Raw genomic sequence first — 11,714 nt, 5'->3', positions numbered from 1 at the left:
GATAAATGATCTGATCGTCAAGGCCCCACAGAAGGCTCTGAAACGCGGTTTAGCTCGGCGGATCGACCAGAGGGAAAGACGAGCTTCGCGGACGCCAGCGGTCCCGGAGCTGTACTCGAGAGATCCGTTTCCGGTATCGGCGATCTTGCCGCGAAGCAAAAGCAAATCAACGACCACATTATAGGTGAGGCAAAGTCGGCGAAAGACACAAACGCGGCTGACACAAAACCCACCAGCGACAGTGCGGCGGGCAACCTTTCCGGGAGGCCGAAGCTGCGCCGGAAACAGACCAAGACCACGGCCACAAACAACGACGTACCAACAATCCCGATGGTGCTCAGCAGCATGGTCCATAATGAAGAAGATCGATTACTACCTAGACCGATGCCCAAACTATCCGAGGTCCAGAGGATGCCGTAGGCGATTTCATCCGCCAGGCCACGGTTGACGAAAGACCCGCCGCCCTGCTTATCTATGATCACTGCCCACAAGGCGGACGCGAGCCCCGGAATCGCGAAAACACCTCCCGATAGGAGGAATAGCGACGCAATCACTACTGAGGGCCTCAGCTTCGTGCCTGGTTTTGCAATTCGAACCATCCCCATAACTGCCATTACAGCAGCTGCAATGATTCCCCCAACAATTCCAGTTCCCGAACTGGACGCCGTGAAAACAACGATGCTGACTCCTGTCATAAGCAGGTAGCCCAGCCAGGGGATTGACAGCCGGGCGCGGAACAGGCAAATGATAAAGTAAATGCATGCTGCAAGGGCGAATGCTCCCAGATGCGACGGTTCGGAAAACTGGCCACGAAGGCGCAAGGGTTCGATGGCATAAAACCCGCGCGGCGAGTTGTCAAAAAATAGTTGGGGCCAGACTATCCCTACTTTTTGAACCACAAACGCGGCGAAGGCGACCAACGTTCCGACCGTAAAAGCGGTGAGCAGAAACGCGGGTCCTAGGAATGATCGGCGTTCGTTGAAACCGACAAAAATTAGCGCCAGACCCAAATATGCGATCTGTGCGAAATTGGACAGGGACGGCGCGAGCGAAGACAAGTGGCCAACTTGCTCATCCAAACCCATCCCTGAAGCAATTACAGCCATCCCCTCGAACAGCCTTGGGCCGAAAATCGTTATGAAAAGCCCATAGACGAAGAGAGGTATCAGCAGTCGTGAAGGATTGCGACCCGGCCCGGTAAAAGCGGCCTTGCGCTGTCCGATAATTGTGATTATCAGATATAGGACAAGACCAACGTAGAACGGTGTCACGGTCACATCCCCAGCTACGATCATCGCCGAATCGTTGAACGGGACGGCGCATGCCACTCCAATGAGTAACGCGCGTTGGCCCTTGATCATGCCGAAAACGTAGATCAGCGCAAAAAATATCCCCAGTGCAGTCACTGTACGATCCTATGGCACCGGGGGTTCGGGCCTAAACCATCGACTTGATTTGCGTCCGGTCTCTGAGTTTTTTGTCGAAAAGCCGAGCTGTTCTGCTTGCCAGCTTGCGGCTGGGCTCCTCCACAAGGCGGAAAAACACCTCGGCGACGAGGAGAGCCGCCGGGAGGGCAATAACGAGAACCAGCGCCGGGTTCGTCAGATGACACCCGATGGCCACCGACACCACTATCGGTTCATGCACAAGATACAAGCTAAAGGACCTGGTCCCGGCCCACTTGACGGGCCCCCAGGACCCCAAGCGAATGGCTGACCCGTTATGAAGAAAGAGGAAAATCAGAATCGCCCCGCCGGCCGTAGCGAGAACGGCGGACCCTGCTACCGGCGCGAACGTCCAGTGTGAAGTCAACAGCAGAAGGGCAATTGTTAGCAGCCCACTCCACGACCATCCCCCGAGCGTACGGACAAACGTCTTCAACGATTCCTTGCGAATCGCCATCAGTACACCTATGGCGAACATCGGCAGGTACTCCAGAGCCCCGATCCCCATCGTTGAGCCCACACCGATAATGACTAGCAGGCCTGCAACACCCCCGAGCCAGAACCGCTGAATCCGAAAAAACAAGTATAGGTAGAGAGGCAAAAGCAGGGAGAAGAGTATCTCCCAGCCCAGCGACCAAAGAGGCGAGTTCAGCCACCCACCACCCGTTGGGAAAATTGCTTCGCGTAAAAATTTTTGTGGTTGATCGTGCTCGTTGATCCACCAGCTCTGATCGGCGTTGGCGATGCGCGGCACAAGAAGGGTTGTGCCGAAGGCGAAGATTAGGGATGCCCACACCGGCAAATAGAGACGCAAAATACGTTTTGGATAGTAAGATATCCAACTCGGCTGGCCGTGTCGAAGGAGAGGAAGTGTAAGGACGAAGCCGGAGAGGAGGAAGAAGACATAGACGGCCTCAGCTCCGCCCCAGACGACGTGGAGGGGCGTGTAAGTCAGCAACCACACCCATGGTGAACCGTCATACCCAGTTCCATCTCGTAGCGAACCTGCAAACGCAGGAGACACAACTAGTGCGTGGTTGACGAGCACTACTACGGCCGCCAAACCCCGTAATCCGTCCAATGCAATATATCGACCTTGGCTTGCGGAAATTGCTAAACGCGTCCCCATGTGCTTTGCTCCCCCTAAGTGCGTAGCTGCAGTTTCGCGACAATGGTCCCAGAAGACCGCGCCAGACACCTGCGATTCCTATTCTAGGGGCATCGAAAAACGATTAAGACGCTTTATCCCATCTTTCTCGGATTCCGCCGAAAGAATCCAGTTTCAGTCGAACGCGTCGATCGACAACTAGCCACACGGGGGCAGGCAACACAAATCCGTGGTTTAGACGATACGAAGCGAGGTCGGATCCTTCCCGCAGGGGCGACCATTATCGCCAGGGCGGGCCGTGGGTTGCCATTGGCGGCTCCCTTGGCCTGACGGCTCCTCGGGAGTGCAATGATGGTGCCACATGTGAGGTTTGGGAGGCCCCGATAAGGTCAGCCACGGCGCGCCCGTTGTCCCGTTGCCGGGCTGGGTTTCGACGTGGGCTGCCCTCCGAACCGGACGTGCCACTCTCACCGCATCTGGCTCTCCAAGCATCATCGCCCGGTGGCGAAACTGAGGTTGATGGGCTGTTGGTTTCAATGGGTTCGGGATGTTTGCGCCTCGGTAGCGGTATCGTTTGACCGTGACAGTGGAGGCCTCGGTGTAGAGGATCGTTGCCGTCGCGTATTGCCATCCGTGAATGCAGAACCTGTCTTTTTGAGACACCGTGCCGGAAATAGTTTGCCCACCCTGCCAAGATTTGGTTGAGCCTTTTGAGCAGATCCCCAAAGTCCCAGTGCAGGGTTGATCTGTCGCAGGCTTGGGCGATCTTTGACCGCACCGAAGCGGCCGATTTCTTCGACGAAACCGTATAGACAAAGGACTTGTTCGTCCCTCGGTTGCGGCGGCGTTGAATATGAATCCGAGGAAATCGAATCCTCATCGATCGTCACCACCCCTGTTTCTCTTCCGAGAACTCCACCTCCCAGCGGGGCCAGAACTTCCCCGACATCCGCTTTCAGAGGCACCGCAAGGGCCTTGTTCCCCCTGATGACGCAAACAAAGTCGTCTGCGTAGCCGGAGGGTTTTCATGGGGCGCCACCTTCACGAATCAGTTGCTGCCGCTGGCGGCTGGTACCCATGCATTCCTTCCATGCCCTGGCGGCATACTCATCCAGAACGTTAAGGGCAATGTTGGCCAGCAGCGGGGGAGAGAATCCCGCCTTGAGGTCTGCCGGTCTTGGACCCCATCAGTTGCCCGTCACGAGTCATGATCCCAGCTTTGAGGAATGCCTTGACCAGAGCCAGCACTTTCCTATCGCCGACCCCCCGGCGCACTTGGACCGCCAGCGCGGTGTGATCGATACGATCAAAACACGCCTTGATGTCGGCCTCCGGCACCGTCGTGTAACCCCGAGAGATCATGTGGTGAATCTCAGCGATAGCATCCTGAGCCCGCCGATTCGGCCGAAACCCATACGACGACCGATGAAAATCCGCTTCGAAGATCGGTTCCAAAGCCAGCTTCAGCGAAGCCTGCACCACGCGGTCAGCTAGCGTGGGAATGCCCAGTTGCCTGGTCTTCCGCTGGCTTTCGTGATTTCCACCCGCCGCACCGGTTGTGGCCGGAACAGCACCCGGATGTACACCACAAATTCCTCAGCCCCCACCCAGAAATTGATGGCTTCTTTCTTTACCTGATCTATTTGGGCGTCGGCGCACCACGATTACTAGCCACGTGTTCCCACGCCACCAGCAAAAAATCGGGGTCACAGACAAGGTTGAACAGATCATCGAGCCTCTTGCCAAGATCATCCTTGGCCCACCGATGTAGTTTCGTCTGCATCCGTTCTACTTCCACCCGCGCCGATTCCATCCGGGCGCCGGTGTCCTCACTGGTATTCACCAATGAACCTCCAACCATTGCAGCAACTCCGTCTACCTAACGCACTGCCGCCCTTCGCCATGTGGCCCGGCTTTCCCGTCCTCGGACTACTACCGCGGCTCTGTCCCCGACGCGCCTTTCGGCGGGCAATGCACCTATCTTGCCTTCAACAATGAAGAAGGGCGGGAGCGGACGTGTCCGGTTCCCACGTTCACTTGCGTTCGATCGGCGAGTTAGGCGCCCAGCTCTACCCCTGCGGAATCATCACGGCTACGCCGTAGACCTTCACCGTGATCTCCTGGCCCCAGCACAGCAAACCGGACCAAGGGGTTCCCCGACCAGCCCAAAAAAGGGCTGGCGGTTACGCACCGCCAACCTGCCCATATTTCCTTGATTTGAGCAGGCGCTCAATAAAGAGGCGTAACAACACCGGTTCCTTGCGTATACCTTCCCGCCTCGCTCACCAGAGACAGTCCGCCAAGGAATATCGAACCGTTCCGGCTATGTCACGGCTGCTCCCACCTCACCCACCGATTCATGGGCTCAGCTGCCGTCAGCTTCAACCAACACCCACGAGTGCCAGCAGATCGCGGTCTCACACCCCGATTCGAACGACAAACGCCTCGTGGTGCACGCTATGTTCGAGCATACTTTCATTGGTCTGGATATTCACGCGGTCAACGTCGTGGGCCATGCCCTGAACCCGGCCACCGGAGAGGTCAGCGCCCACACCATATGCGCTGATCCGGCCATGGTGCTGGAGTGGATCCGCCGGTTCGCCCCGGACGTCAAGGCCGCCTACGAATCTGGACCCACTGGCTTCGTCCTGGCCCGTTATCTGCGGGCCGCGGGCATCAATTGGGTGGTCGCGGCGTCCTCGAAGCTGCTGCGCGCCCTTCCAAGGCCTCTTGACAACCGGAACTATTTATCAGAGATCCGCCAGCACCGCCCCCGGGTTCTCGATCGCATCCGCAACATACCGAAGGAACCCTGCAGCAGTCTCCCCGTCACAAACCCTATGATCGAACGCCAACGTCAGCTCAGTCACTTTGCGGACAGCCAGCTGGCCGTCCACCACCCAGGGCTTGTCGATGATGCGGCCCACCCCAAGCATCGCTACTTCGGGATAGTTGATGATCGCCGCGGATCCGTCGACGCCGAATACCCCGTAGTTGTTCAGAGTGAAAGTGCCGCTGGCCAACTCCGTCGGTGTTGCCTTGCCGTCGCGCGCCACGGCGGTGAGTCTGCGGATCTCGGTGTCGAGCTCGCGGGCGCTCAGCAGGTGGGCGTTGCGCACTGAGGGAACCACCAGTCCGCGGTCCGTCTGGGCAGCGAAGCCAAGGTTGATGCCGTCGAAAGCGATGATCTCCTGCATCTCACCGCCGGCCGCGTCTTCAGCGGTGACGATCCGGGTGTTCAGCTGCGGGAATTTTTTTAGCCCGGCTGTGACAAAACGGGCGATGAACGCAAGCAGCCCGGGAGCGCCGTGCGGATCACGCTTCTTGAGTTCTCCCCGCATCTCCAGCAGCGCAGTAGCGTCGACATCCACCCAGACAGTCGCTTCAGGAATCTCGGAGCGGCTGCGAGTCATGTTCGCAGCAACAGCTTTCCTCACTCCGCGAACCGGCGTACGCGAGGCGATGGACAAACCCGTGCGGGCATCCTGGAGCCCGGCGGACGGCTCCGCCGCGGCCGGAACCTTCAGAGCCGGTACCTCCGCGGGCGCGGTCTCACGCGGGACCGAACCAATGAGTGCCTCGACGTCCCGGCGCAGGATGAGCCCGCTCTCTCCCGAGCCTGGAACGGCGTCCAGCGAGACCCCATGGTCCCGGGCCATCTTCCGCACCAATGGGGAAATCACGGCAGAGAGCTTCCCTGGAATCCGCGAACGGGACAACGAGAGTTCCCCGAACTCGGGGGCCGGGGTCCCAGCAACCGCAGAGGCCGGGGCCTTCCGTGGCCGCGTACGCCGTGCCTCGCCACCGCCGGACGTGCCATAGCCAATGAGCACGTTCCCGGATCCGGCCTTCTCCTCGGTCCGGTACGCCTCGGCAGCTGCGGACGCAGCGGGCGCCTCGGAAACAACCTCGGCGGGAGCGGCCTCTTCCGCGGGCTCAGCGGCAACCGAAGCACCAATGGGAGCCACCGAGATCAGCGGCTTCCCGACGTCGAGCGTTTGGCCGGCTTCACCGTGCAGCACGGCGACAATGCCCGCGTACGGCGAGGGCACCTCCACCATGGACTTGGCGGTCTCCACCTCGGCGATCGGCTGGTCCACGCGGATCTCGTCGCCCACGGCAACAAGCCAGTTCACGAGTTCGGCCTCGGTGAGGCCCTCCCCCAGGTCCGGAAGCAGGAACACCTGCATTTCTGAGCTCATGGTCAGTTCTCCCATTGAAGATCGTCAACGGCGTCGAGGATGCGGTCGACGCTCGGCAAGTAGTAGTGCTCCAGCTTCGGAGCCGGGTACGGGACGTCGAAGCCGGTCACCCGGCGGATGGGCGCGGCCAAGTAGTGGAAGCAGCGTTCCTGCACGCGGGCCACGATTTCGGAGGACACCGAGGCGAATCCGTGGGCTTCAGCGATCACGACGGCGCGGCCGGTCTTCCGCACAGAAGCGCACACGGTCTCGTCGTCGAAAGGCACGATCGAGCGGACATCGATCACTTCAAGCGAACGGCCCTCTTCAGCGGCCGCAGCCGCGGCGGCGAGCGCCGTCGGGACAGAGGGGCCGTAGGCGATGAGCGTCGCATCGGTGCCGGGGCGCGCGACGGCGGCCCGTCCCTCGCTGCTGGATCCCACCGAAGCGTTCGCGGCGTGTTCGGCGCGCAGCGCGCCCAGATCAACTTGGTCTTTGGACCAGTAGAGCTTCTTGGGTTCCATGAACATCACGGGATCGTCGGAATCGATGGCCTCGCGGAGCATGCGGTAGCCGTCAGCTACGGTGGCCGGGGTGTAAACCTTCAGGCCGGCAGTGTGCGCGTAGTAAGACTCGGACGAGTCGCAGTGGTGCTCCACGCCGCCGATCCCGCCGGCATAAGGGACGCGGATAACCATGGGCAGCTTCACGGCGCCCTTGGTGCGGTTGTGCATCTTGGCCACGTGGCTGACGATCTGCTCGAAGGCCGGGTAGGCGAAGGCATCAAACTGCATCTCGATCACGGGACGCATTCCATTCATGGCCATACCCACGGCCATGCCGACGATGCCGGACTCAGCAAGCGGGGTGTCAAAGCAACGCTGTTCTCCGAAGGTCGCCATGAGGCCATCGGTGATCCGGAAGACGCCGCCCAGGCGGCCCACGTCTTCACCGAACACCAGAACGGAAGAATCGGCCTCCATGGCGTCCGCCATCGCGGTGTTGAGCGCCTTGGCCATGGTGATGGTCTGGGGACCGGAAGCTTCGGCAACTGCCGCTGCGCTGGCTGCCGCGCTGGCCGTGGCGGAGCTAACGTCGCCCGTGGCTGCGCGCTCGGTGGCTTCAGAGGATGTGGTGACGGCGGGGCTCATTTGCCTGCCTCCTTCTGGCTGGATGCCTCACGGGCGAGTTCATCGGCGAGCAGGGCGGACTGCTCCCTCAACTGCGGAGTGGGGGTGGAGAAGACGTAACGGAACAGGTTCTGCGGATCTACCGGGACGTCCTCCCCCAGGCCATCGCGAAGCTGCGCGGCAACCGCCTCGGCCTTTGCTGCTATCCGGGTGGAACCGTCGTCATCGAGCAGTCCACGGCCGGTGAGATACGACGTCATGCGGCTGATGGGATCCTTGGCCGTCCATTCGGCCACTTCGCTGTCCTTCCGGTAGCGGGTGGCGTCGTCAGCGTTCGTGTGGGCCTGCATGCGGTAGGTGTGGGCCTCGATCAGGAGTGGGCCGGAGCCTTCGCGAGCAAGCTTCACTGCGCGGTCCAGGACGGCGAGCAGCGCGACGAGGTCGTTGCCGTCCACGCGTTCACCGGCCATTCCATAGCCGACGGCCTTGTGGGCCAGTGAGGGCGCCACTGACTGGTGGCTCAGGGGCACCGAGATGGCGTACTTGTTGTTCTGCACGAAGAAGATCACCGGCAGGTGGAAAACAGCTGCGAAGTTGAGTGCTTCGTGGAAGTCTCCTTCGCTGGTGGCACCATCGCCGCACATTGCCAATACCACGGTGTCCTCGCCGCGAAGTTTGGCGGCATGGGCAACCCCGACGCCATGCAGCAGCTGAGTAGTCAGCGGGGTGCACTGGATGCCTACCTTGTGCTTGGCGGGATCGTAGCCGCTGTGCCAGTCACCACGGAAGATGGTCATGGTCTCCACGGGGTCTACACCCCGGGACATGACGGCGACGGCGTCACGGTAGGTGGGGAACAGCCAGTCGCCTTCGCGAAGGCACAGCGCGGCAGCCACCTGGCATGCTTCCTGGCCGTGGCTAGACGGGTACACGGCCATGCGGCCTTGCCGGACGAGGGCGGAGTTCTGGTCATTGACACGGCGCCCGACGACGAGTTGTTCGTACGCCGCCATGAGTTCGGCGTCGCCGGGGATGGGATATTCGTGGCCGGGCTCGGTGCCCTGCTCAGCTTCGGGCTTGAGCTTGCCGGACGGGTCCACCATCTGGATCTGATGGCGGGCAGGCAGCATGTAGTCTTCCACACTGATTCCGAACTTGCGCCGCACTTCGGAAGCTTGATCGTTTACTTCGGAGTCGTCCGGCCGAGCGTCAGCCAGACCCTGGGCCTCATGGTCCGCGGAGATCGTCATTGGTCCGTCCTTCTGTATCCACTATTTGTCACCAGTATGTTCCCTAGAGAAGTTTCGTATCCAGCTCTAGCCAGAATCATGGAAAAGCTTGCTGGAAACGTCTAGTCTGGAAGACAAATTGCAAATGTGAGCTGGGTAACGGGCTCACCTTGTGGACGAATTGGAGATGCGATGGCCGAGGTCGAAGCAGATCAGGCAGAAGTCCCCCTGGACCAGGTGGACAGGGACATCATTGCCGAGCTGACCCGGGACGGAAGGATGTCAGTCACCCAAGTGGCGGAGAACGTCCACATCAGCAGGGCGCACGCGTACTCGAGAATTTCCCGGCTGACGGGCGAGGGTGTGCTCACCAAGTTCACTGCGCTGGTGGACCCCATCAAGGCCGGTTTGAAGTCATCCGCCTACGTCACGCTCAAGGTGCAGCAGCACTCGTGGCGCGAGCTTCGGGAAGAGCTTCGGCTCATTCCGGAGGTGCAGCACATTGCGCTGGTGGGCGGCGACTTCGACGTGATCCTCCTGGTCCGCGCCACCGACAATATCCATCTGCGCCGGGTCATCTTCGACCAGTTGCAGTCAATGCCGGGCGTGCAGGACACGCAGACGTTCCTGGTGTTCGAGGATTTGGATACACGGTAGGGAAGTTCATGCGGCGCGATTTGACTACTAAAAACCATTGTCTTCACCCGTATGCGGGCGTCATCGGCAGCAACTTCTCAGCTCCTATCAGCCTCGATACACTTTCGGAGACAAACTCTGACCGCTCACGGGCCAAAACAGACCTTATAGAAGCCGCGCGCTCAGGTACTGGGATTCATGAACAGGTCTTCGATAGCGCGGAATCGATGTCAAATCGCAATTGTCTTGTGGGGAGCCAACGAGAAACTCTCAACTGTTAAGGTCATTTAGTGCTCCATGTCGCGTGGGAGCTGCCGCGGGAGGGGCCGCATTGCCTCTATTGACAAACCGTCGCGCGATGACATCTGGGCTCCTGTTGCGTATCCGACACCGTATTCTCACAGATTTGGGATCAAAATGGCGACATCCGGCTGCACAAACCTAGGTTTACACAGGGAACGTCGAATGCGCATCACCTCAACAGCCCCCCGAGCCCTCAGATCCTAGGTGACCAAGTGATTTCTCCCCGATCCACCGTACCGTGCCTACATTCAGATCCCGCTAGAGTGGGTGACAAATGGGCGTTCTTTTGGCCCTCAGACAGACACGCCTCGCCTCGCGGATCGCTCGTTTGGGTGGCAACAGCACGAGTCCAACAAGGGGCTTTGGTGCCCAACGACCAGTGATATTGGGGGAACAAATGAAAATTCTGATTACCGGCGGGGCTGGCTTTATTGGTCAGCATCTGGCTAGGCTGCTCGTCACAAAGGGGCACGAAGTGACGGCGATGGATTCGCTGGACACTCAGGTGCATCAAAATCCGGAACACTCGGCTGAACGTTTTCCGGGCGTCGTATTAAACAGGGACGTCTCTGAGTCGGACGCTTGGGAGTCCGTACCCCCGCACGAGGCTATCGTTCACCTGGCGGCTGAAACCGGTACTTCGCAGTCTATGTACGAGCAGGATCACTACCGTCGGGTCAACGTAGGCGGCACTCAGCTTGCGGCAACCACTGCGGCAAACTGGATGGTTCCCATTGTCACAATGAGCTCACGGGCTGTGTATGGTGAAGGGCGTCTCTTGGAAGCTGGTGAGGTGCTACCAAGGGGTCTAGATGGCGGACCATCCGGACGTCTGCTACCGTCCAACGAGGAGGACCCTCACGGACCGGTGTCCGTTTACGGAGAGACCAAATCGGCAGGCGAAACGGCTCTGGAAAGAATCGTTTACGGCCGAGTAAGCGCCACAATTATTCGACCGCAGAACGTAATTGGCCAAGGCCAAGCGCTCCACAATCCGTACACCGGTGTACTTGCGGCATTTCTTGCCCGGCTGAAAGAAGGCCGCGAACTGTCCATTTACGGAGATGGGTCCCAAACGCGTGATTTCGTTCACGTCGAGGATCTGGCGGCGCTGGTGGCGTGGTGCCTGGAGAACCCTTCGGCCGTCGGGGAGCCCGCCCGAGTGTTAAACTGCGGAACAGGAGTCCGGACAAGTTTGGACCAACTGGCACAGTATGCCATCGACGCAGCGCCCGGAACTGACGTGGGGATTGTGCACACACCCATCAAGCGTGCCGGCGACATCGATCACGCTTGCGCTGACTTGCGACGGTTGAAGGAAATCGGGGCGCCGCTGCCAGCTTGGTCAACTAAAGAGGCCATTACGCAATTCATCAAAACTTCCTGGAGTTCTAACGGGGCCGATTCCTCAGCATGGGATCAAGCACTGAAGGAACTCGCCAATAAGGGTCTGGTTGAATAGTCTCTCTCGCTGAAGAAAGCGGTAAAAATGGCTCATCGCATTTGAGGGTGTAGCCTTTCGTCTGAATCCGCCGGTCTCAAGGGGTGATCCGGCAATGTGGCCCTTCGCAGATGAGCGTGGTTAGGGCCGTCTGACGCCGAGGGCAGGAGCGTGTCCGGATGCCGCTGCGGCGTGGTGCGGGAGAAGAGGGGTCAGGGCCTCTTTGAATTGGTAGCGACCA

10 protein-coding genes are annotated in these 11,714 nt (G+C 59.8%); 2 read left to right on the top strand and 8 right to left on the bottom strand.

Annotated elements, in window-relative coordinates:
* Positions 1-17: 17 nt before the first annotated feature.
* The 8 genes from OW521_RS15955 to OW521_RS15920 form a co-directional block, all read right to left on the bottom strand.
* Positions 18-1,406 carry a hypothetical protein gene (locus OW521_RS15955; protein ID WP_268020594.1) on the bottom strand — a complete coding sequence of 463 codons (1,389 nt, stop codon included), beginning with the start codon at positions 1,404-1,406 and terminating at the stop codon, positions 18-20.
* A gap of 31 nt (positions 1,407-1,437) precedes the next feature.
* On the bottom strand, positions 1,438-2,508 hold the full coding sequence (locus OW521_RS15950) for an acyltransferase family protein (RefSeq protein ID WP_268020593.1): 1,071 nt from the start codon (positions 2,506-2,508) through the stop codon (positions 1,438-1,440).
* A 325-nt stretch (positions 2,509-2,833) separates the two neighbouring features.
* Positions 2,834-3,433 carry a group II intron maturase-specific domain-containing protein gene (locus OW521_RS15945; protein ID WP_268020592.1) on the bottom strand — a complete coding sequence of 200 codons (600 nt, stop codon included), beginning with the start codon at positions 3,431-3,433 and terminating at the stop codon, positions 2,834-2,836.
* A 239-nt stretch (positions 3,434-3,672) separates the two neighbouring features.
* Positions 3,673-4,035, bottom strand: a complete 363-nt coding sequence (locus OW521_RS15940; RefSeq protein WP_268020591.1) for a reverse transcriptase domain-containing protein — start codon at positions 4,033-4,035, stop codon at positions 3,673-3,675.
* A 157-nt stretch (positions 4,036-4,192) separates the two neighbouring features.
* Positions 4,193-4,396, bottom strand: a complete 204-nt coding sequence (locus OW521_RS15935) for a hypothetical protein (RefSeq protein ID WP_268020590.1) — start codon at positions 4,394-4,396, stop codon at positions 4,193-4,195.
* 907 nt (positions 4,397-5,303) lie between these two features.
* Positions 5,304-6,755 (bottom strand): dihydrolipoamide acetyltransferase family protein, encoded by a 1,452-nt coding sequence (locus tag OW521_RS15930; RefSeq protein ID WP_268020589.1) that lies wholly within the window; start codon positions 6,753-6,755, stop codon positions 5,304-5,306.
* Positions 6,756-6,757: 2 nt separating this feature from the next.
* Complete coding sequence (locus OW521_RS15925) at positions 6,758-7,885, bottom strand: alpha-ketoacid dehydrogenase subunit beta (RefSeq protein ID WP_268020588.1); 1,128 nt, start codon at positions 7,883-7,885, stop codon at positions 6,758-6,760.
* A complete protein-coding gene (locus OW521_RS15920; protein ID WP_268020587.1) occupies positions 7,882-9,114 on the bottom strand; it encodes a thiamine pyrophosphate-dependent enzyme in 1,233 nt (410 codons plus the stop codon). Before OW521_RS15920 ends, OW521_RS15925 begins: the two co-directional genes overlap by 4 nt.
* Before the next feature lie 171 nt (positions 9,115-9,285).
* Here OW521_RS15920 and OW521_RS15915 point away from each other — a divergent pair, with 171 nt between their 5' ends.
* Both OW521_RS15915 and OW521_RS15910 read left to right on the top strand, forming a co-directional pair.
* Complete coding sequence (locus OW521_RS15915) at positions 9,286-9,750, top strand: Lrp/AsnC family transcriptional regulator (RefSeq protein WP_234748882.1); 465 nt, start codon at positions 9,286-9,288, stop codon at positions 9,748-9,750.
* Between the two features lie 679 nt (positions 9,751-10,429).
* Positions 10,430-11,494 (top strand): NAD-dependent epimerase/dehydratase family protein, encoded by a 1,065-nt coding sequence (locus OW521_RS15910; protein ID WP_268020586.1) that lies wholly within the window; start codon positions 10,430-10,432, stop codon positions 11,492-11,494.
* Positions 11,495-11,714: the final 220 nt, after the last annotated feature.

It is taken from the genome of Arthrobacter sp. MMS18-M83, from assembly GCF_026683955.1.
In the GTDB taxonomy this organism is placed as follows: domain Bacteria; phylum Actinomycetota; class Actinomycetes; order Actinomycetales; family Micrococcaceae; genus Arthrobacter.
This window is presented reverse-complemented; position numbering and strand designations above follow the sequence as displayed.